This is a genomic window from Microbulbifer agarilyticus, from assembly GCF_001999945.1.
GTDB lineage: Bacteria > Pseudomonadota > Gammaproteobacteria > Pseudomonadales > Cellvibrionaceae > Microbulbifer > Microbulbifer agarilyticus_A.
In genome coordinates, this window is the sequence record NZ_CP019650.1 from 2722279 (window position 1) to 2745007 (window position 22729).

Sequence of the window (22729 nt, forward strand, 5' to 3'; positions counted from 1 at the left end):
AATCGCGCATTCTTGGTCATCCCGCATCTCGCGTCCGCTGGGGCCTGGCCTTCCTTTTGCAGCACATTTCCTTATAATTGCGCCGTACTGACTAAGTAAAACAGTACCAACTGTTTTTAAAAATGCAGCAGGAAACGAAAACGTAATGAGTGAAGTAAAGGCACGTAAATCTGACGCCGAAGGCGAAGTCAGCTGGCAATCGAAGAAGAGTGCCATGACCCGTGACCGTATTCTGGAGGCCGCCATTGATTGCTTTATCAATTTGGGATACGCCAACGTCACCACCGCCAAAGTTGCCGATGCCGCGGGCGTTTCCCGTGGCGCCATGCTGCACCACTTCCCCTCAAAAACAGAACTCATTCAGGCTGCGGTAGAGTATCTCCACCGCAAGCTACTGGATGATTACACTCAACGTGTAGCAAAGATTCCGAAGAAGCTGAAAGGCAAGGAGCGCAGACGTGCGGGGCTGGATGCGTACTGGGAGCACCTGACCGGCGATCTGTTTGTTGTCTACCATGAACTGTGTGTGGCCGGACGCACCGACGAAGAATTGAATTCCATACTGGAGCGCGCAACTGCGCGTTTCGAAGAACACGTACACGAGTCCAATCACGAATTATTCGAAGAGTGGAACGAGCGTGGTGACTTGTACTTCCTGGCCATGGACCTGACCAAGTTTATGATGGAAGGTATGGCCGTCGGCCAGTGGGGCAAGAACAAGAACAAACGAATCAATCGCTTGCTCGATTACCTGGGAGACCGCTTGGAAGAGATTTTTTCCGATGACGGCCCTACGGCAATTTCCCAGCACTCTTCAAAAATGAAAGCGAAAAACTAAAAAAAGCCACCTTCGGGTGGCTTTTTTGTGCCCTACTTTGACGCCTAATTCCTCAAATTAAGCACAACGAACGGACTCATGCAGAAAGGTCACAATACTTTTCCAAGTGATACTGCTCATCACCATACAGCATTGCCAGTAATAGCAGCCGCTTGAAGTGGTGGCCAACATTGAGTTCGTCGGTCATCCCGATACCGCCATGCAACTGTATCGCCTCCTGTGAGATGGAACGTCCGGCCTCAGCGAGCTTCACCTTGAGTGCCGCGCACGCTTTCTCCGCCTGATCACTCCCCTCATCCACAAGAATTGCCGCATGTAACAGCAGAGAGCGTGTCTCCTCCACCTTCAGGAACATATCTGCCATGCGGTGTTGCAGCGCCTGGAACTTACCGATCGGCTGACCAAACTGCTCACGCGTCTTGGTGTACTCCACGGTTGCATCGAGCAATACTTGCATGGAGCCCAGAGCCTCCCCGCCCATGGCGACGATCGTCTTTTGCAGTACCGATTCAATATAAGTCTCACCCAGCCCCTGCTTGCCCAGCAGCTGCCCTGTGCCTAACTCGACATGCGTAAAATGCACATGCGCACCGCGACTACCGTCCACCGCAGAAAAGGGTTCCCTAGTCACCCCTTCCTGATGGGCGTCGACGATAAACAGGCTAACCCCATCCGTCGTTGCCGCCGTCACGATAAAGTAATCTGCACAATGGCCATTCAATACTGCGAGCTTGCTGCCGCTCAGCATGTAACCGCCCTTCACCACAGAAGCGCGCGTCGAGATACGATGCATCTCATAACCACCGGTTTCTTCTGCGAATGCAAAGGCCCACTGTGACTGGCCGGTAATAATATCCCCGACATATCGGTCCTGCTGTGCGCTACTGCCGGCAACTTGTAGGAAGCCCCCACAGGTCACTGCGGTGGTAAGAAATGGTTCCCTGAGCAGACCCTTACCCATCTCCTCCGACATCACCATCAGGTCAACCGCACCGCCTCCAAAGCCTCCCAGGGCCTCACTGAAGGGCATGGCCAGCCAACCCAAATCAGCAAACTGCTGCCAGTATTCCGGATCGAACCCCTGCGCGGATTTACTAACCTGCCGATGGCGTTCTACACCGCCATTTTCACGTACGAATTTTTCGACACTATCGCGCAACATCGTTTGCTCTTCAGACAGAGAAAAGTCCATATTGCATCCACTCCAACGAATGTCTGTTCACTTATATCAGCGTGCGTGTTACCCAACTTTAAAAAAACTCAATATTTCAATGGGTTACGCCACCACTCCAGTCAACTCCGCGTGTGCGACACGCGGCTCAGTACCGCCTTCGATGATCGTAGCAAACCACCACCCCTAAAACAATCCGTCCATCCTGTTTTATTTGGGTGTATATTGCCTTAGACTCGGTCATAGACGAAGAGCTTCAACGTTATTAGGCTGAACTCGGGTGAATACTGCGGTGCGATCCGCACGAGTAAAGGACACAATAATGAATGCAATCATCCCATCAGACACTCAGGCGGGTTTAGAACTGACTACCCGCTTGGAGGCACAACGAGCGGCTTTCTTGGCAGAGGGCCACGTCTCGGCAGAAGTTCGTATCAACCGCATCAACAGGGCCATTGCCCAATTGCAGAAATACCAGGACCAAATTGCGGATGCACTGAATAGTGACTTCGGCCACCGCTCAACGCAACACAGCAAACTTATGGATGTGGCGGCGGGTATCGGCCCACTGGTCCACGCGCGGAAACATTTAAAAAAGTGGATGCGCGCGGAAAAGCGCAGCACCCTCTTCCCGCTGAATTTATTTGGTGCGCGCTCCCGTATTGAATTCCAACCACTGGGTGTGGTCGGCATTATCAGCCCGTGGAATTTCCCGGTGAATCTCACCTTCGCACCACTGGCCCAAGTGCTAGCAGCGGGAAATCGCGCAATGATCAAACCCTCGGAGTTCACTCCGGCAACTTCCGAGCTATTAAAGCGGATGGTGGAAGAAGTGTTTGACCCAAGCGAAATTTCGGTCATCACGGGTGGCCCGGAAATTGGTCAGACATTTAGCAGTCTCGCGTTTGATCACCTGATTTTTACCGGCGCCACCTCGATTGCCAAACACGTCATGACGGCCGCCGCACAGAACCTGGTTCCGGTAACGCTGGAGTTGGGAGGAAAGTCACCAGTGGTTGTCGGTGAGTCTGCAGATATCAACCTTGTTTGCAACCGGGTTATGTGGGGAAAGACCACAAACGCCGGACAAATATGTCTGGCACCGGACTACTGCTTTGTCCCAGAAAGGGCGCTCAATCAATATATCGAAGGCTTGAAAGCTTCGACAGTCAAAATGTTCCCCTCTCTTCTGAGCAACAGCGACTATACGTCGGTAATTAACCAGCGCCACTTCGACCGCCTGACAAATTACCTGGCCGATGCCAAAGCGAAAGGGGCCACGATTATTGAACTCAATCCGGCCCACGAAACATTCGAGGGTCAGCCTCACCACAAAATTCCTCCCATGCTATTGCTCGACTGTACCGATGACATGCTGGTGATGCAGGAAGAAATTTTTGGTCCATTGATGCCGATTAAGACCTACCGGAATATCGACGAAGTAATCAGTTATGTAAACAGTAAGCCCCGTCCGCTGGGGCTGTATTACTTTGGTGATGATAAACAGGAAGAGCGCGCATTGCTGGACCGTACAACGTCTGGAGGTGTGACGATTAACGACGTGATTATGCACGTTTCGCAGGAGGATCTGCCCTTTGGCGGTGTCGGGCCCAGCGGTATGGGCGCGTACCACGGTTTCGAAGGATTCAAGACGTTTAGCCATACCAAATCCATTTTCAGCCAGTCCAAAATGGACATTAACGGCATGACGGGGATGAACCCGCCGTTTAATGAGAAGACCGATAAAACCATCAAGCAAATGCTCAAAGGCTAAAGGTAGTAACGCAATGACAGACTACAAAACCTGGGAATGCCTGGTATGCGGTTGGGTATACGACGAGGCAAACGGCTGGCCGGAAGACGGTATTGCACCCGGCACGCGCTGGGAAGATATACCGAATGATTGGCTGTGTCCGGACTGCGGCGTGGGAAAAGCGGATTTTGAGATGGTCGAAGTCGCAGTGCCCACCGCTGAATCGCAGCCCAACACAAGCGAGGCCGAAGCCAAAGCCGAAAAAGCGCAGGAAGAACCCTACAAACTTTGGGAGTGCCTGGTGTGCGGCTGGTTTTATGATGAAGCCAAAGGGTGGCCTGAGGATGGCATCGCACCCGGTACGCGCTGGGAAGATATCTCGGATGACTGGCTCTGCCCTGAATGTGGGGTCGGCAAGCAGGACTTCGAGATGCAGGTGGTAGGTACATCCACAGCTTCGCCTGCGAATGACGAATCACCTGTTACCGCCGATAGCGCCACAGGCGCTGCTCCCATTGTCATTATTGGCTCCGGACTTGCCGGCTACACCCTGGTAAAAGAACTGCGCAAACTCGATCAACAGACTCCCGTCGTGATACTGACCGCAGACGATGGAAGGTTTTACTCAAAGCCCCTGCTCTCCACCGGCTTCCACAAACAAAAGACGGCCGATGATCTGGCCACCGCAACAGCAGTAGAGATGGCCAACGAGTATCAAATTGAAGTCAGAACGATGTCCGAAGTGACCGCGATTGATACAGCCGGGCAATGTGTAGAACTCGATAGCCAGAAACTGCCCTATAGCAAACTCGTGCTCGCAAACGGCGCAGCCTGTATCGACGCGCCGCTAACAGGCAACGGCCTGGAGCATGTGCATTCGGTCAATGACCTGACGGACTATGCGCGTTTCCACACTGCCATGAAGGGCGTACAGAAAGTACTGATCATCGGGGCAGGACTTATTGGCAGTGAATATGCCAATGATCTGGTGCAGTCAGGATATAAAGTCGACGTCGTCGACCCGATGCCAAACGTCCTTTCGAGCTTACTTCCCGCGACGGCTGCCAATTCAGTGCAGGCTGCGCTGGAAGAAGCTGGTGTAACCTTCCACTTCAAAACCGTCGTCAACACCGTCAAGCGGAGCAAGGGCTCCCATGCGGTGGTCGCCCAGCTCGACAATGGCGATGCTATCGAGGCCGATATCGTTCTTTCTGCAATCGGCGTACGTCCCCGCACAGATCTAGCTGCGGCGGCCGGCTTGCAAACTAATCGCGGCATCCTGGTGGATCGCAACTTGAAGACCAGTGCAGACAACGTATACGCACTGGGCGACTGCGCAGAGGTCGATGGCCATGTCCTTTTCTATGTAGCACCGCTGATGGCCTCGGCGCGCGCACTGGCCAGAACACTTACCGGTGAGACCACTGCGGTCAAGTATGGCACCTTGCCGATTACGATCAAAACAACCCTCTACCCGGTAGTAACCAATCCGCCACCCCGTGATTGCGAAGGTGAATGGACCATTGAGCAAACCACCGTCCATGGCGTAAGGGCGGTGTTCCGGGATACTGACGGAAAAGTTGGCGGATTTGCCCTAACCGGGCAATGCGTCACGGAGCGCGAGGCGCTCGTCCAGGAAACGCCACCGGTAATGGCATAAACCAAATCGCTCAAAAAGCACAATATCCACAAGCCAGTGCAGACATTCATTGGGGAATTAGCGGTTTATGGCAGAAATCATCCTGATCCGACATGGCCAGGCTTCTTTTGGGGCAGACAATTATGATCGTTTAAGTACTCTCGGGCGGCAACAGTCGATCTTGCTCGGACAACACTTGAAGGACCACGGCCAAACATTCGATCGCCTCATCTGCGGCACAATGGTGCGACATACAGAGACCGCCGACGGTATTCTGCAGGGGCTTGGGCAAGCTGTCCCTATAGAGTCCACAGCACTACTCAACGAATACCGCTTTCAAGGCCTGTTGGGCCAATTAAAGGCGCAGTACCCGGCCCGTTGGGTTGATACCGGGGATGCACGTCGAGACTACTACCACAACATGAAGCTGGCCCTGACTTACTGGATGCAGGGCGCAATTCAAAGAGATGGAAAAGACAGCTGGCGATCATTCCGTCAGCGCGTGAGAGAGGGGTTCAATTTTGCCTGTGGCCAAGGTGCTCGGCGCACACTACTGGTGTCCTCTGGTGGCCCAATCGCGGTGATACTCGCCAGTGTATTGGGCCTGGATGACAAGCGTCTTCGGAACCTGACCCTACAGGTAAAGAACACCAGCACCAGCCGACTGCTCTATTCCCGCAGCGATTCGGAGCCTGCCATCAGGACGCTTCCTTCAGCTGGTACACCACCTGACACACCACCCGGCACGCCACCTGACGTATCACCCGATCGATTCACCCTCGATGGCTTCAATGACGTGGGCCATCTGCTCAGCGTCGAACAACCACACAATGTCACCTTTGCCTGATAAGAAAATCGTGGCGATGCTCGATGGAGACTGGAATGCACACTTTTAGTGAAAAATCTTTACGCCTTCAGGCCGAACTCAGCGCTTTCATGGATGAATACATTTATCCCAATGAGAAAGCCTATGCCGAGCAACTCCATCAGGCAGAGAATCGCTTTGCGCCTCTGCCCCTTATGGATAGCCTAAAGGAAAAAGCGAAATCCAAAGGTCTGTGGAATTTGTTTGTACCGGAAAGCCACAACCAGCATTGCAATCACGGTGGACTCAATAACTACGACTATGCACCACTGGCAGAAATGATGGGCCGTGTTACCTGGTCGCCGGAGGTATTTAATTGCAATGCGCCGGACACCGGGAATATGGAAGTATTAATGAACTACGCTTCCGCCGAGCAGCAATCCCAATGGCTCCCACCGCTCCTGAACGGTGAGATTCGCTCTTCTTACGCCATGACCGAACCACAAGTTGCGTCGAGCGATGCAACGAATATTGAATTACGTATTGAAAAACAAGGCGACAACTGGGTACTGAATGGCCGCAAGTGGTTTATTACCGGGGCCATGTATGAACGGACCAAGCTGTTTATCGTCATGGGGAAATCCGACCCGGAAAATCCCAACCGGCACAAGCAGCAAACCCAAGTTCTGGTACCGAAAGATACTCATGGAATCCAGCTTATTCGTCCACTGACAACTCTTGGTTATGACGACGCCCCCATAGGCCACGCAGAGATTGTCTTCGACAACGTACGTGTACCGCTGAACAATGTGTTGCTGGGTGAAGGTCGCGGCTTTGAAATTGCCCAGGGCCGACTGGGGCCGGGTCGTATGCATCACTGCATGCGTTTGATCGGCGCTGCGCAGCGGTCCCTGGAACTTGCCTGCCAGCGCGCAGCCTCTCGCACAACGTTCGGCCGACCACTCAGCAAACACCAATCTGTGCGCGAGGATATATCCAAAAGCTTTTCCGAAATCGAAATGGCCCGTCTGCTGGTATTGAAAACCAGCCACAAGATGGATCAGCACGGCGTGCCAGCGAGCGTCGACATGATTGCGGCGACAAAAACCACTGTTCCACGACTGGTCCAAAATATTATCGATCGCTGTATGCAGATCCATGGCGCCGGAGGCCTGACAGAAGATTACTTTATGGCGGAAGCATTTAACTACGCACGCTGGTGTCGTCAGGCTGACGGGCCCGATCAGGTTCACCAGATGGCATTGGGTAAAAAAGTTATCGACCGATTTTCTGATGTGCAGGCCCCACAACCGGAGCAAGTGTCATGAATGCGGCCGCACTGGATCTCAAAACCGATCGTTTGGCAAATTACCTGGAACAACATGTCCCCGGCTTTCAGGGGCCTCTGACCGCCAGCAAGTTTGCCGGTGGTCAATCAAACCCGACCTTTCTGATCCAGGCCAAAAGCGGCAAATATGTTTTGCGTCGCAAACCACCTGGTACGCTATTGAAGTCCGCCCACGCTGTCGACCGCGAGTACCGCGTTATGTCTGCTCTGGCAGATACCTGGGTTCCTGTCGCGCGGGTTTATCACCTGTGCGAAGACGAACAAGTTATTGGCAGCATGTTTTACCTGATGGAATACATCGACGGCCGCGTGATGTGGGATCCCGGCCTACCAGAACTTGCGCCGAGCCAGCGTGCTGCCATTTATGCCGAAATGAATCGCGTACTGGCCGCCCTGCACTCCGTGAATATTGATCGGGTCGGCCTCGCGGACTACGGAAAACCCGGCAATTACTTCGAGCGGCAAATAGGGCGCTGGACCAAACAATATCGGGCAAGCGAAACCGAAACCATTCCAGCCATGGAAGCATTAATGCAGTGGTTGCCAGCCAATCTTCCCGAGGACGACGGGCAGGTCGCATTGGTCCACGGTGACTTCCGCCTCGATAATATGATGTTTCATCCCACAGAGCCCCGCGTCCTGGCGCTGGTGGACTGGGAGCTTTCCACATTGGGCCATCCATTTGCCGATCTGGCCTATCAATGTATGCAACTGCGCATGGACAGCCGGGGCGTCATGCCCGGACTTGGAGGGCTGGACCGGGCAGATCTGGGCATTCCGTCAGAGACAGCGTATGTCCGCGAATACTGTGCAAACCGTGGCATTCACAGTATCCCCAACTGGAATTTTTATCTGGCCTTCAGCTTCTTCCGATTCGCGGCGATTTTGCAGGGTGTAAAGCGACGCGCTATCGATGGTAATGCCTCCAGCGAGCGCGCTGTGCAGCTAGGGTCGCTGGTGAAGCCCCTCGCCGATATGGCAATCGAACTGCTCTAGTTTTCCCCAACTTACCAAGTGGAACATGTAAAGCATGACAACCTTGAAAGTACACCCCGAGTTAGCACAAACCGTCCGTTTTATCCCCACGCTGCCGTTCCACCGCACATGGTTTGTTAAAGCGCTGCAGTCACTGCAGCGTATCTGGCCTTCAGCCAAAGGGGCGGAGGGCATCACCATTGAGACCCACCTGCTATCCAATGCGAGTATTCGGGTCTACCAACCCACAAATACACCCGCCCGTGCGGCAGTGCTATGGATGCATGGTGGTGGGTTAGTTTCCGGACGGGCGGCTCAAGACGATGCATTATGCTCGGCTTATGCGAGGGAACTGGGGCTGGTCGTCGTCTCGGTGGACTATCGCCTTGCGCCAGCTCAACCATTTCCTGCGGCACTGAATGATTGTCATGAAGCCTGGCAATGGCTGCTTGCCTCTGCCGATCGCCTGGGTATCGACCCTGCGCGTATTGCGCTATCCGGGCAAAGTGCCGGCGGAGGGCTGGCCGCTAGCCTGGCCCAAAGATTAACCGATGAGAAAGGAGCCACGCCTGCGTGCGTTGCACTGTTTTGTCCGATGCTGGACGACCGCACTTCCACGAAATTCGAGCTTGACCAGCTAAACCACAAAATCTGGAATAACCGCAGTAATCGCGCCTGCTGGTCGGCATACCTGCAGCACCCTGCTGGAGGTAATCAGACAGCTCTTTACGCGGTACCCGCAAGGCGGGAAGACCTGTCAGACTTGCCACCAACCTGGATTGGTATTGGGGATATCGATCTGTTTTACCAGGAGTGCCTGACCTACGCGCAGCGGCTCAGCCAAGCCAATGTAGATAGCACGCTGTATGTCGTATCCGGGGCGCCACACGCCTTTGAAACCATTGCGCCTCGTGCAGAGGTGACGCGAAAACTCTTTGCGGCAAACTTTCGGTTTCTCCAGCAATCGTTACAGCTGCCGGTTACAGAGTAAAAGGATCACCGGCTACTATAAGCCTCACACCGTCATCATCGATGTCAGCCGATGATTAATCGTCGCTTGCGCCTCCGACATCATGCGCTCAATCAATACCTGGCAGGTGGGGATATCATGAATCAATCCCATTACCATGCCTACGGTCCAGATTCCGTCATTGATATCGCCGCCTTCGATGCAGCGCTCGCGTCCGCGCTCACCAGAAACCAGAGGGCGCAAGTCGGTAAAATCCGTTTCCCCCGGCTTCGCCTCAATACTCAGTACTTCCTGCGAAATCGGGTTACTGAATACTCGGCAGGTATTGTTTAACGAGCGAAACATCAGCGTCGTCTGTCGCTCATCAGCCTCTACCATCGCCTGCTTCATATTTTCGTGCACAGGCGCCTCTTGCGTGGCCACAAACCGGCTGCCCATATTCACCCCCTCAGCGCCCAGAGCGAGCGCTGCAGCCAGTTGCGAGCCGGTACCAATTCCACCCGAGGCAACCATCGGTATCGTCAATTTGGCGTAGGCCGCGGGGAGTAAAACGAGATTGGTAACGTCATCCTCACCTGGGTGACCGGCACATTCAAAGCCATCGACACTCACCGCATCGCAGCCAACTTTCTCTGCCTTAATGGCATGACGAACGGAGGTGCACTTGTGAATCACCTTGATTCCCGCCGCCTTGAAGGCCGGCATAAACGGTTCCGGGCTTCGACCGGCAGTTTCCACAATCTTCACACCGCCATCGATAATCGCCTGTGCATACTCAGCATAGGGCGGCGAGTTGATCGCCGGCAAGATGGTGAGATTCACACCAAAGGGTTTGTCCGTCATCGAGCGGCAGCGGGCTATTTCCTCCAGTAACGCCTCCGGGGAGGGCTGGGTCAGGGCGGTCAGCATACCAAGCCCACCCGCATTGGAAACAGCAGAGGCCAGCTCGGCACGCCCTACCCACATCATGCCGCCCTGGATAATCGGGTACTGAATAGCAAACAGCTCGGTAATTCTCGTTTTCATCACTGCGGTTTCCATATTCTGGATTAATGACACCGGCCATCGCCAAACGTATTACCTACCCTGAAACTTTGCCGCCCTCTTTTCGAGGAATGCCTGAGCCCCTTCTTTAAAGTCTTCACTGCGATAATGGATGTTCTGGATTTGCGCTTCGCGCTCCATGGTCTGCGCGAGGGTTGCGGTGCTCGCCTCGCGCAATAATTGCTTGCTGTATTGCAGAGTCAACGGCGCCAAATCTGTCAGTGAACGCGCCCAGCCCAGCGCTTCTTCCTGCAGGTGCTGCGCGTCCACTACACAGTTGGCGACCCCGTAGTGCACACATTGCTCTGCAGACAGGCGCTGGGAGAAAGCAATCATTTCGAAGGCCTTCTTGTTTCCGAGGTTTCTGGAAAGGAACCAATGTGTTCCCCCATCCGGAATCAAGCTGATCGCACCAAAAGCGGAATACAAAAACGCGTCCTCCGCCATTACCATCAGGTCACAGGCCATGGCGATGGCAGCACCAATACCGGCAGCCGCACCATTGATCGCACTCATAAAGGGTTTGGGGGACTCTGTAATCGCCTGAATTATCGGGTGATATTCAGTGCGTAACTGGTGCGTGATAAAGCCATCTTTGTCAGAATCTGGATACGCCTCGACGAGGTCAGCCCCTGCGCAGAATCCTTTTCCTGCTCCGGTGAGCAGTACCACCCTTACATTGTTATCGTTATTTGCTTCACGTATCGCCGCGTAGAGTTCTGCACGCATCTGTGCTGTGAGCGCGTTGCGCGCCTGAGGGCGATTCAGAGTAATAATCGCCACCTGTTCATCCGTGCGATAACTGACCGTTTCATAATCACTCATTGCTACCTACCCCACCTGCTTATTGTTGTTGTATTGAGAGGCCGGTTTTCAGGTACAAATACCTGCAGCCCTCAACGTCGAGATTTGTTCCGCACTGTAGCCAAGTGTCGCCAGCACTTCCTCCGTATCCTCGCCCGGGCGGCGCTGCCCATGCTGGACTACCGATGGTGTTCTGCTGAAGCGTGGCGCGGGTGCAGGCTGCTTGAAGCCATCGACCTCCACATAGGCATCTCTCACCTGATTGTGTGGATGTGTCGGTGCCTCCTCCAGTGTCAAAACCGGCGCAAAGCAGGCATCCGTCCCCTCCAGGAGTTCACACCATTCACGTTGGGTCTTGCTGCGAAACACCTCTGAGAAAGCCGCTGCAGAGTCATTCCAGCTGGCCAGTTCATACTGGGTGTCGGCGCTGTAGATATCTGGGTCGAGTCCTGCACGGTGCACGAGCTCGGCATAAAACTGAGGTTCAATGGCGCCGAGAGCGATGTAACGCCCATCACTGGTTTCATAGGTATCGTAAAAGAAAGCACCACCATCCAGTAGGTTGACGCCTCGTTCACTAGGGTCCCAGGACCCGGCAGCAGAAAAACTGTGACACATCCACATTAGATTGGCGGTACCATCGACCATTGCAGCATCGACCACCTGCCCCTTACCGGACTGTTTCGCTTCAAGTAATGCGCCCAGAACGCCGGCTACTAAAAACATGCTGCCACCGCCAAAATCACCCACCAGATTCAGTGGAACCACCGGCTTTTCGCCGGGGCGACCAATCGCGTACAGGGCTCCAGTCAGCGCTATGTAGTTCAGGTCATGACCAGCAGTCTGCGACAGTGGGCCCGTTTGCCCCCAACCGGTCATACGGCCATATACCAACGCGGAATTTCTTTCTGCACAGTCTTCTGGGCCCAACCCGAGCTTTTCGGCCACCCCCGGCCTGAATCCCTCTAGCAAAACATCTGCGCGCTCGACCAATCGCAACAGGGCTTCACGTCCCTCCTCACTTTTCAGGTTGAGGATGATCGATTTCTTGCCGCGTGCGCTCATGTCATGGGAGTAAATGGGATCGCGCTGCGGCCCGCGCTCTACCCGAATAACCTCGGCCCCCATATCAGCCAGTAACATGGCCGCCATCGGGCAAGGCCCCATACCAGCCAATTCGATAACGGTATATCCGCTCAATACACCCATAACCCTACAACTCCGCCGGGAATCCAAAGTGAATGAAATAATGGCAAGAGGCCTGGCCGAGCGACAATTGCGCCTGTCGCAAAGACATTGCTTTAGCCGCTATTTAGGCTGCATGCGTACCGCCGCATCCATCCGAATACATTCACCGTTGATGTAATCGTTATCCACGATGTGTGCAGAGAGTTTGGCTATTTCACTGGTTTTACCCAAGCGCTGTGGATATACGGTAGAGGCCTCGAGCGCTTTGTAATACGACTCTTCAATCGTCTCGAACAAAGGGGTATGAATCAGCCCGGGCACAATGGTATTCACTCGAATACCGTAAGGGGCCAGTTCCCGAGCCATGGGCAAAGTCATACCAACAATGGCACCCTTGGTGGCACTGTAAGCGACTTGACCGATCTGCCCCTCATAGGCAGCCACAGAAGCCGTGTTGATAATCACACCCCGTGCGCCGTCTGAATTTACCGGCTCATTCTCCGCCATCTTTTCGGCTGCGAGACGAGCCACATTGAATGTGCCCACTTGATTGACCATCACCACCTTCATATACAGTGCGATGGGATGCGGCCCCTTTTTACCAAACGTCTTGCAGGCCGGACCAATACCCGCGTAGTTATTCACAATGTGCAACGCACCAAAGCGCTCAACCACGGCATCGATCGCACCCTGCACCGAGGATTCATCGGTCACATCGACCTTGAAGAAGGCGATCCTGTCACCCACTTCCGCGCCCAATTCATCGACCAGAGCACTGCCCGCCTCTTCATTCACATCAAAAATCGCCACGTTGGCACCGTCTGCGGCATAACGCTCTACGGTTGCGGCTCCCAGACCAGAAGCGCCCCCCGTGACGATTGCGGTTTTCCCCTGAATATCCATCATCTGCTCCTCTTGTTAAGTGCAGTTCGGTACCTCAAGCTAAAAAAGCCGCAGTAAAAAGTTACGGCATGTCTCGATCAATAAACGGGACCGCCTCATTCCTGTAGAGATCGCGCCCAATAATCAATTTCATTACCTCTGAGGTACCGGCATAGATTCGGGTCACCCTGGCGTCGGTATACAGGCGCGAAATCGGGTATTCATCCATATAGCCGGCCCCGCCGTGCAGCTGAACGCCCTCATCGACCACCTTGCAGAGTAACTCGGTGGTTAATAGCTTGGCCTTGGCCGCATCTTCTGCGGTCAACTGGCCCTGCCTATGGACATTTACGCAGTGGTCTACATAGACCTGCTGCATATCAAGCTCGGCACGCAAGTCAGCGAGTTTGAACTGGGTGTTCTGGAAGTCACCCAGGCTGCGCTTGAACAACTTGCGATCACGCGTGAATTCCAGGGTTACATCAAAGGCTTTCTGGGCCATTGCGAGACTGCCCACCGCCGCAATCAAACGCTCCTCTGCGAGGCCTTCCATCAGATAAATAAATCCACTGGATGAATCCCCCAAAACGTTTTCCTTCGGAACAATAACGTTTTCAAAAAACAGTTCCGCGGTGTCCTGAGCTTTTTGTCCCATCTTTTTAAGCATGGCGCCTCGATGGAACCCCTCCGCGCCGCGCTCGACCAGAAACAGACCGATCTTGCGCGGATCATTGGTCGGATCCGTTTTCGCCGCAACGATCACCAGATCCGCATTGATTCCATTGGAGATATAGGTCTTGTTGCCGTTAAGCAGGAAATGGTCTCCATGATCGATGGCTGTCGCACGCATGCCAGCGAGGTCACTGCCCGCATCTGGCTCGGTCATGGCGATTGCCAGAATAGTTTCGCCACTAACACACTTTGGCAAGAATCGTTTTTGCTGCTCTTCGCTTCCAAAACGTGTCAGGTAAGGACCAATTAGCCGGCTGTGCAGGGTACTTCCCCAGTCCCCGGTGAGCGCGTACTGGTTCTCCTCAAGTATGATTTGTTCGAACCGAAAGTCATCGTCTCCGAGGCCGCCAAAGACCTCATCAGGCCAGACCATCAGGAAGCCCTGTTCGCCAGCCTTGCGAAAAGCCTCGCGATCCACGATGCCTTGCTCTCGCCACGTTTCCATATTCGGGACAATTTCCTGCTGCAAAAACTTGCGATAGGCGTCCCGGAACATCATTTGTTCTGCGGTGAAGTCACGTTTCAGCATTTCGGCATAACTCCTTTGAATCAGTTCAGTAAATCAAATCGTGTCACTCGAAACTGGCGCCAGAACGCACCTTTTCTCGCAGAATTTCTGGTGCAGAGAAGCGCTCTCCATACCGTGCTGCCAACTCTTCACAACGTATCAGCAGTGCTTTAGGACCGACCTCTCCGGCATACTCATAGGTATTCGCCACTTGCAAAAAACCGCCAGTCCATGCTGGGGCACCGATACCCATCAATGAGCCAACATTGCCGTCCGCTACGGTACGCAATACGCCCTCCTGCAAACACTTGAGGCTTTCAACTATCTGTCTAAACAGGATTCGGTCTTTAATATCCTCCCGCGACATTTCAATCTCAGGATTAAAGTAGAGCTCGTACAAGCGCGGCCAGATTTTCTTGCTCCCGTCCGCTGCATATTCGTAATAGCCACCACCGTGGTGGCGGCCGCCGCGACCAAACTCACTGATCATCCACTCTGACACTGCAGCATTGCAGCTGTTATCGCCGAGGGAATTCAGCACACCCATTTTTTCGTGGGTTTCAGCAACCTTACGCGTAAGTTCCTGACTCACCTCATCCTGTACAGCCAGTGGTCCCACCGGCATGCCCACCTGTTTTGCCAGGGCATCGATCAAGACAGGGTTTAAACCTTCCACCAACAAACGCGCGCCTTCATCCATAAAGGTGCCGAAGACACGAGAAGTGAAGAAACCGAGTGAGTCATTCACAACGATGGGGGTTTTGCCGATCTGACGCGCAAAATCGAAAGCTCTCGCCAACGTTCCATCACTGGTTTTTTCGCCACAGATAATTTCGATCAATGGCATCTTGTCGACAGGGGAGAAAAAGTGAATGCCTATGAAATTCTCCGGAGACTCGCTCGCATCTGACAGCAGAGTAATCGGGAGCGTCGATGTGTTGGTTGCCAGCACCCCATCCTTGGCCAGAAACTGTTCAACGTCCCGGGTAACCTGATTTTTCAGGGTAATATCTTCAAAGACCGCCTCAACGATCAGATCACACCCCTGCAGAGCAGCGTACTCGGTAGTGGCACTGATACGCGCAAGAATTACCTCTTTGTCCTGCTCCGACATGCGGCCCCGCTGGATTTGCCTATCCAGTACTTTCGCGCTGTAGGCCTTGCCCTTTTCTGCCGCTTCCATACTGGTATCCACGAGCACCACCTGAATACCCGCCTTCGCGGCTGCATAGGCGATGCCCTGCCCCATCATGCCGGCTCCGAGAATGCCGAGCTTGGTCACATGCGTGCGTTCGATATCCGCCGGACGACTGATACCGCTATTGATGCTGTTGAGCTGGAAGAAACTGGAGGTAATGATGTTCTTCGCTTGCGGCGTGGTAACCAAATACGCGAGTCCACGGGATTCAATACGTAGTGCAGTATCGAAGTCCACTGATACGGTATCGCCACTCACCGCCAAAATTCGCTCTGGTGCAGGCAGGAGGCCGCGAGTCTTTTGATAGGTCGCGGCAGGCGCAACCGCCAGTAAATTGGTGATCGCCGGACTCCATTTATCCCCTCCTGGAATTTTGTGCCCTTTCACGTCCCAGGGCTGCGCCCAGGCGACAGGGTTTTCCTTAATCCACTGCTTGGCCGCAGGGATCAGGTCTTCAATCGAATCCACCAGTTGATCGACATAACCAACTTCCTGAGCCTGTGACGGTTTCAGTCGTTTGCCTTCCATCAAGAATGGCAGGGCCTTTTGCAGTCCAAGCATATGTATGGATCGCACGATACCACCGGCACCCGGCAATAAACCCAGAGTCACTTCAGGGAAACCAACCACCGCTTTGGGACCATTGAATGCAATACGTCGGTTACAGGCGAGACACAACTCAAACCCTCCACCGAGCGCCGCACCATTGATCGCCGCGACCACCGGCACCTCGAGTTTTTCGAGGCGACGGAGCGGTGCTTTGATGTTTTCCTCGATCACACGAAATTGATGTTCCTCACCACCTTTGGGGACCGTGCATAGCTCCTTCAGGTCACCGCCGGCGAAAAACGTGGATTTCGCGGAAGCAAAGACAACCCCGGTAAGCCCCTCTTCGGCTTCCAGCTTTTGTGGAATCACTGCCATGGCCTGGCGATACTGCTCATTCATCGCATTGACCGGGCCATCCATGTCCATGGTAATGGTCACAATGCCATCAGCGTCTTTTTGATAGACAAAGCCGTGAATGTTTTCACTCATGATTTGTTACCTTGCTCTTTTTTGCCCGCAATCCAATGAGGCTGCGATAGGCTTCGATTAAACGCGTTCAATGATGGTTGCAATTCCCTGTCCGCCGCCCACACAGAGGGCAACCAGTGCCCGCTTGAGATCGCGACGTTCCAGTTCATCCAGAATGGTGCTGACCAGCATTGCGCCAGTTGCACCGAGGGGGTGTCCCATGGCTATGGCACCGCCGTTGACGTTGGTCACATCATGGGAAATGTCGAGGTCCTGCATAAATCGCAGTGCGACGGAGGCAAACGCCTCATTGATTTCAAAGAGATCGATATCCGCAGTGGTCATGCCCGCTTTCGCCAGGACTTTTTTCGCTGCAGGTCCGGGCCCTACCAACATGATGGTAGGGTCGGTCGCCAGAACCGCAGTCGCCACGATCCGGCCCCGCGGGGTAAGGCCGAGATCCTTGCCCGCTTTTTCTGAGCCAATCAAAACTGCGGCCGCACCATCGACAATGCCAGAGGAGTTGCCCGGTGTATGGACGTGATTGATGGATGGAATATCCGGATACTTGCGCAGCATCAGGTCGTCAAACCCGAGCGCGCCCATCGCTTCAAATGAAGGCCGCAATTTGCCCAGTACCTCCATAGTGGAGTTGGGCTTGATAAACTCATCTCTATCCAGGATGGTCATCCCATTTAGATCTTTCACTGGCACAACCGAGTGATCGAAATAGCCATTCTGTTGCGCGTGAGCCGCGCGCTGCTGAGAACTGAGAGCAAACGCATCTACGTCTTCACGGCTCCAGCCCTCTAGCGTCGCGATGGTATCGGCACCGATCCCCTGAGGCACGGCACCGGTCGCGATATTAATTTCCGGATCGTTCAACCAGGCACCGCCGGCGGCTCCCATGGGTACCCGTGACATGGACTCCACACCACCGGCCACAACCAGCTCCTCCCATCCAGAGGCGATCTTCATAGCGGCAAGGTTCACTGCTTCCAAACCAGAAGCGCAGAACCGATCCAGCTGCACACCGGCAACACTCTCGTCCCACTCAGCGTACTGAACAATGGTTTTGGCAATGTCGCCACCTTGTTCGCCAACCGGTGAGACGCACCCCATCACCACATCATCCACGTAAGCGGTATCCAGGTCGTGACGCTGCTGTAACTCGCGGAGTAAGCCCGAGCCAAGCGCTACCGACTTCACTTCATGAAGCGACCCATCTTTCTTGCCTTTACCCCTGGGGGTACGAATTGCATCGAAGACATATGCAGTATTTTGTGCCATTGGGAGACCCCTGCCTGATCAAATTAAAAGACGACACACACGTAATAATGTACGTTTTATGCATTTTTACTTGCACGAAACCGCCAAAACAATGACCATGGCGGACAAAAATAGACATTTTAATCCCGCAGGGGCTGAAGAAGTCTGCCAGTCAGCAAAGGGAATAAATACGCGCCAGATAATGAGGCCCAACGGCTATGCGGGATATTTCTGTTCACGTTTGCTTTGTAAAAGCGGTACTCAAGAAGGCTACAGAACAAGGCTATGATGTCGAGCGACTCCTGCGCCGCAGCCGAATTTCTCCACGGCTATTGGAGCAGAGCCAGGCTCGGGTGAGCGCAGAGCAGTATGCCAAGCTACAAACGGTCACCATGCGTGAAATGGGTGATGAGATGCTGGGCTATTGCCCACAGCCCTTCAGGCTCGGCCAGTGGTCAGCTCTTTGTCACTGGCTGATCCAGTGCAGAACGCTGGGCCAGGCAATGAAACGATTTTGTCTGTTTTACGACATCCTGAACCAGAATTTGGCGCCGCGGCTATTTGTCGAAGATGATCGAGCTATCATTGAGATAAGGCAGGTATCGGACGGCACGCCTTCCCTGGATCCCTATGTCTATGAGCTCTTCTGCTTCTCTCTACACCGGCAATTCTGCTGGTTGACGCAGCAAAACCTACCACTGACCGACGCATCCGTTCCTTACCCACAGCCAGAATACAGTGATGAATATCGACCGCTATTTGCCGGGGCGCCGGTCGAATACGATGCGAATGTTTGCCGTCTAGCGTTCGACCGGCGATTGCTGGAAAAACCAGTCAAGCAAACCCCTCAGAGTCTCGCAGACTTTTTGCGCAAGCCACTGTATAACACTCTGGTAAACAGTTTTCGCAGTAAAAGCTGGAGCCAGAAGATCAAAGATGTGATTGGAGATGACTTAAGCGCAATGCCGACCTTCGCAGAAATTGCTACACATCTCGGGTTGAACCCAAAACAACTTCGACGACAATTGAATGATGAAGGGCTGAATTACAGCGGCTTAAAAGTCCAGATCCGGCGCGATCAGGCCATCTACCACCTGTCCAGGCAACGCACGTCGATCGAAGAGATCGCTTTCTTAACGGGTTTTTCAGAAGCCAGTGCCTTTATTCGCGCCTTCCGAAGCTGGACTGGAGTAACGCCGCTAACGTATCGAAAGGATCTTTCATAAGAGCACATCGCACAGGAGCACCTCTCTTCGAAAGGCCACACGTGAAAGGCCACAGGTGAAAAGCCAAAGGTGAAAGGCAACTTGGGAAAAGATAAGACCAATCCACATCCAGCCTCTTTTGTCGGATAGCTCATCTACAATATCCAACGAGGTTATAGGTTTCCGACAAAGAGTTGCGGCCGCTCATGAGATTCGGGCCGTATATGATTACGCTTGCACAAGGAGATGATGTAATGCTGAGAGTGATCGCCCTACTGGTATTCGCGCTGATACTACTCGCCCTCGCCGCCCGTCTGTTTTACGACAACAAAGATAAAAATGAAACCGGCTGCATAGAGCCGATAAGGTTCTATCAAATATCGTAGAGCGCGTTTAAACACCCAGTTTCTTGATCAGGCGCGAACTGGTCGTGCCCTGTACCAGCAGGGAGAACAGCACTACACCAAATACCATCGACTGCACTGTCCACCAGTACGGCAGCTCCGTGGGCAGTGACAGCACCAGCGCCACCGCAATCACGCCACGCAACCCGCCCCAGCTTAAAATCATGCGCCAGGAATTGGGAATTGGCGGCCCCACAAAGCGCGCAAACGGCGATACCAAAAATACCGAGACCGTGCGCGCCACCAGCGCAGCCGCAATCGCAATAATGATTGCCAGCCATTGATGAGTAAACATTTCAAACGTAATCACCAGTCCCATGATCACGAAGATCAGCGCATTGAAAAACAGCCCCAGCCACTCCCAGGTGGGTTCCGCATGACTCAGATAGGTGTCCTGCTGCTCGCGCAAACAGGAGCGCGCAATAATGGCACACACCATTACCGAAAGAATGCCGGACACGCCAACCACATGCTCCGCCAAGTAGAAGCTGCCGAATGCCGCCAACACCAGCACCATCAGCGCAGCACCGGCGGACTTCAAAAACAGAATCACAATGGCGGTCAGCAAGCCGCAGATGGTGCCCACCGCCAAACCACCGATAAACACGGTAAGGAAATACAGGGAAAAACTCGCAAATCCGGACAGCGGCTCGCCGGTGGCCACGGTCCCTTCCATCACACTGTGGCTAGCAACACCCAGCGCGAATGAGAACAACACAATGGCCGCAGCATCGTTAAACAGGCTCTCCCCTTCTACCAGCGTCAGCAACTGGTCATCGGCACCACTATCGCGCAAACGCGCCACCACGCAGACAGGATCTGTGGCCGCAAGAATGGCGCCTGTGAGGAAGGCCGCAATCCAGGGGAAACCCGTGGGATGATGAATGCCGTAGTAAACCAGCACCGCGGTAATCAAACAGCAAATCAGCACACCGACGGTTGCCAACAACAGGATCGGCCCCAGCCATCGAATCAGGATAATCGGGTCGATCTTCCATGCAGACTCAAAGATCAACACCGGCAAAATGACGAAAAACACCAGCTGATGCAGATTCTCCGCACGCAGGCCGGTGTCGTAATTGAAAATGGGCAGGAGCATACCGGCGACCACGCCGGCAATCAGGCAACCGAGTGTGCTGTCGCGCTTTAAGACACGGGCGATACCCAAACCCGCGACGGCGGCAAACGCCATATACAGGCCCTGGCCAACCAGAGTAACAACGCCTTCCATGGCTGTTCGCTCCTTGTTACTGATCTCTCTATTGGGCTGCCTGCTGAGCTGTCTGTTGAGCTTTCTATTGCTCCCGGCGATCGGTCGCAATCACCGAGCGGGATTCCGCCAGCGAGGCAAGGGTAGTCAGTGGCACCGCGACGCCGCGCTCACCAATGACCTCCAGATGTGAACGCCGCAACTGGCGCGGCTCCGGTACGCCGCAAGAGTGCGCAATAGTCCCCACTTCGTAATCCAGGTTACGCGCGTAATGGTAGACGCGCTCCGCCTTGTCCATTGGGTCCAGCCCCTGCTGCAAATCCGGATTGTGGGTGGTAACGCCCGTGGGGCAGGTATTTTTATTGCACTGCATCGCCTGAATACAGCCCAGTGCAAACATAAATCCGCGCCCACAATTCACAAAATCCGCGCCCATGGCCAGCGCCCAGGCCACCACCGACGGTGTTAGCAGCTTGCCCGCACAGATAATCTTGATCCGTTCCCGCAGCCCGTAATCTTCAACCAGGTCCACCACCATCGGCAGGCTGCGATTCAAGGGTAGCCCCATGTAATCCATCAGGCTCTGCGGCGCAGCGCCGCTGCCACCATCGGCGCTGTCGATATTGATAAAGTCTGGCGCACTGTCGATGCCCCGGCGCAAAATCGCCTCAAACAAATCGTGCAGCCAGTCGCTGGTACCTATCACGCATTTTATGCCCGTGGGTTTACCCGTCACCTCGCGGATGTGATTGATCATATCCAGCAAGCTATCCACATCGCGGATTTCCGGGTGCCCGTTAGGACTGATGGAATCCTCGCCCACCGGGATACCCCGCACATGGGCGATTTCCGGTGTCACCTTCACGCCGGGCAAAATCCCGCCCTTGCCGGGCTTGGCACCCTGGGACAGTTTCAGCTCGAACATCTTCACCTGTTCATGGTCGGCGACCTTGCGCAGCTTATCGTCGTCCAGGTTACCTTCCGTATCGCGAACGCCGTACTTGGCGGTACCCACCTGAAACACGATGTCGCAGCCCCCGACCAAATGGTGCGGAGACAAGCCCCCTTCCCCGGTGTTAAGCCAGATACCCGCCTTGGCGGCACCTTTGGATAACGCCGTTACCGCCGGGACCGACAGCGCGCCGAAGCTCATGCCCGAGATATTAAAGATGGAGCGGGTGGTATAGGGGGTGCGTGCCACGCCCTCCCCCAGAGTGATTTCCCGCGCCGGCACCGCGTCTTTGGCCAGCGTGGGAAACGGGTGATTCAGGAATACGATATCGCCGGGCTGGTTCAGCGGGCGGGTAGAACCAAACGCGAGGGTGGAATCCACATTCTTTGCCGCACGATACACCCAGCTGCGCTGGGCGCGGTTAAACGGCATCTCCTCCCGGTCGAGCGCAAAGAAGTACTGGCGGAAAAACTCCCCCAGATGCTCAAACTGGTAACGGAAGCGGCCCAGGACCGGGAAGTTGCGCCGGATCGCCTGCTTGGTCTGGCTGACATCCGCCAGATACAGGTACACCAGATACAGCACCAGCACCACCAGCCCGAAGGCGAACAGCATGGCAAATATCTGCAGCACCTTGACCGCAAACGCATAGATGGCGGCGACCGCTTGAAGATCCATTCCCTAATCCCTGCACTGTTTTTGTTATTGAGTACTAGTCACCAGTACATACGGAGAGTACTGACCGGTCATTGTATGACCTCCCGCGCGCCCTTGCACGGTGCGCTTGCGCCCCCCTTCGTACAACAATAAACTGTAT

19 protein-coding genes are annotated in these 22729 nt (G+C 54.2%); 9 read left to right on the forward strand and 10 right to left on the reverse strand.

The genetic code is table 11. The annotated features are described in order from the left end of the window. The first annotated feature begins 145 nt into the window (after positions 1-145). The gene (locus Mag101_RS11220) at positions 146-838 is read left to right on the forward strand and encodes a TetR/AcrR family transcriptional regulator (RefSeq protein ID WP_077404861.1); all 693 of its coding nucleotides are present in this window, start codon (positions 146-148) and stop codon (positions 836-838) included. A gap of 76 nt (positions 839-914) precedes the next feature. On the opposite strand, the gene Mag101_RS11225 is transcribed toward Mag101_RS11220, so the two are convergent. Then, complete coding sequence (locus tag Mag101_RS11225; protein ID WP_077404864.1) at positions 915-2030, reverse strand: acyl-CoA dehydrogenase family protein; 1116 nt, start codon at positions 2028-2030, stop codon at positions 915-917. Positions 2031-2331: 301 nt separating this feature from the next. On the opposite strand from Mag101_RS11225, the gene Mag101_RS11230 reads away from it, so the two are divergent. From Mag101_RS11230 to Mag101_RS11255, 6 genes are all read left to right on the forward strand, one after another. Continuing rightward, on the forward strand, positions 2332-3783 hold the full coding sequence (locus tag Mag101_RS11230; protein ID WP_077404867.1) for a coniferyl aldehyde dehydrogenase: 1452 nt from the start codon (positions 2332-2334) through the stop codon (positions 3781-3783). A 13-nt stretch (positions 3784-3796) separates the two neighbouring features. After that, a complete protein-coding gene (locus tag Mag101_RS11235) occupies positions 3797-5422 on the forward strand; it encodes an FAD-dependent oxidoreductase (RefSeq protein WP_077404870.1) in 1626 nt (541 codons plus the stop codon). Between the two features lie 67 nt (positions 5423-5489). Continuing rightward, complete coding sequence (locus tag Mag101_RS11240; RefSeq protein ID WP_077404872.1) at positions 5490-6248, forward strand: histidine phosphatase family protein; 759 nt, start codon at positions 5490-5492, stop codon at positions 6246-6248. 35 nt (positions 6249-6283) lie between these two features. Then, positions 6284-7534 (forward strand): acyl-CoA dehydrogenase family protein, encoded by a 1251-nt coding sequence (locus tag Mag101_RS11245; protein WP_077404875.1) that lies wholly within the window; start codon positions 6284-6286, stop codon positions 7532-7534. After that, entirely contained in the window at positions 7531-8550 is a 1020-nt protein-coding gene (locus Mag101_RS11250; protein WP_077404878.1) for a phosphotransferase, read from the forward strand. The genes Mag101_RS11245 and Mag101_RS11250 overlap by 4 nt, the downstream gene beginning before the upstream one ends. Before the next feature lie 34 nt (positions 8551-8584). Further along, on the forward strand, positions 8585-9520 hold the full coding sequence (locus Mag101_RS11255; protein WP_077404880.1) for an alpha/beta hydrolase: 936 nt from the start codon (positions 8585-8587) through the stop codon (positions 9518-9520). Positions 9521-9544: 24 nt separating this feature from the next. Here the strand turns inward: Mag101_RS11255 and Mag101_RS11260 are convergent, their stop codons facing one another. From Mag101_RS11260 to Mag101_RS11290, 7 genes are all read right to left on the reverse strand, one after another. Continuing rightward, positions 9545-10525, reverse strand: a complete 981-nt coding sequence (locus Mag101_RS11260) for an NAD(P)H-dependent flavin oxidoreductase (protein ID WP_077408265.1) — start codon at positions 10523-10525, stop codon at positions 9545-9547. Positions 10526-10576: 51 nt separating this feature from the next. Continuing rightward, positions 10577-11368 carry an enoyl-CoA hydratase/isomerase family protein gene (locus tag Mag101_RS11265; RefSeq protein WP_077404883.1) on the reverse strand — a complete coding sequence of 264 codons (792 nt, stop codon included), beginning with the start codon at positions 11366-11368 and terminating at the stop codon, positions 10577-10579. Positions 11369-11416: 48 nt separating this feature from the next. Continuing rightward, positions 11417-12556, reverse strand: a complete 1140-nt coding sequence (locus tag Mag101_RS11270; RefSeq protein ID WP_077404886.1) for a CaiB/BaiF CoA transferase family protein — start codon at positions 12554-12556, stop codon at positions 11417-11419. A gap of 99 nt (positions 12557-12655) precedes the next feature. Continuing rightward, the gene (locus Mag101_RS11275) at positions 12656-13438 is read right to left on the reverse strand and encodes an SDR family NAD(P)-dependent oxidoreductase (protein WP_077404889.1); all 783 of its coding nucleotides are present in this window, start codon (positions 13436-13438) and stop codon (positions 12656-12658) included. A 61-nt stretch (positions 13439-13499) separates the two neighbouring features. After that, positions 13500-14678: an acyl-CoA dehydrogenase family protein gene (locus Mag101_RS11280; RefSeq protein WP_077404892.1), complete on the reverse strand. Its 1179-nt coding sequence runs from the start codon at positions 14676-14678 to the stop codon at positions 13500-13502. A gap of 43 nt (positions 14679-14721) precedes the next feature. Next, positions 14722-16893, reverse strand: a complete 2172-nt coding sequence (locus tag Mag101_RS11285; RefSeq protein WP_077404895.1) for a 3-hydroxyacyl-CoA dehydrogenase NAD-binding domain-containing protein — start codon at positions 16891-16893, stop codon at positions 14722-14724. A 57-nt stretch (positions 16894-16950) separates the two neighbouring features. Beyond that, complete coding sequence (locus Mag101_RS11290) at positions 16951-18162, reverse strand: acetyl-CoA C-acetyltransferase (protein WP_077404898.1); 1212 nt, start codon at positions 18160-18162, stop codon at positions 16951-16953. Between the two features lie 197 nt (positions 18163-18359). On the opposite strand from Mag101_RS11290, the gene Mag101_RS11295 reads away from it, so the two are divergent. Together Mag101_RS11295 and Mag101_RS18235 are read left to right on the forward strand one after the other, a co-directional pair. Then, entirely contained in the window at positions 18360-19367 is a 1008-nt protein-coding gene (locus Mag101_RS11295) for an AraC family transcriptional regulator (protein ID WP_077404900.1), read from the forward strand. A gap of 233 nt (positions 19368-19600) precedes the next feature. Then, positions 19601-19732, forward strand: a complete 132-nt coding sequence (locus tag Mag101_RS18235; RefSeq protein ID WP_257787923.1) for a hypothetical protein — start codon at positions 19601-19603, stop codon at positions 19730-19732. A 7-nt stretch (positions 19733-19739) separates the two neighbouring features. Here Mag101_RS18235 and Mag101_RS11305 read toward each other — a convergent pair whose 3' ends face one another. Next, entirely contained in the window at positions 19740-20981 is a 1242-nt protein-coding gene (locus tag Mag101_RS11305) for a cation:proton antiporter (protein WP_077404906.1), read from the reverse strand. A gap of 64 nt (positions 20982-21045) precedes the next feature. Next, the gene (locus Mag101_RS11310) at positions 21046-22590 is read right to left on the reverse strand and encodes an FMN-binding glutamate synthase family protein (RefSeq protein ID WP_077404909.1); all 1545 of its coding nucleotides are present in this window, start codon (positions 22588-22590) and stop codon (positions 21046-21048) included. Positions 22591-22729 lie beyond the last annotated feature (139 nt).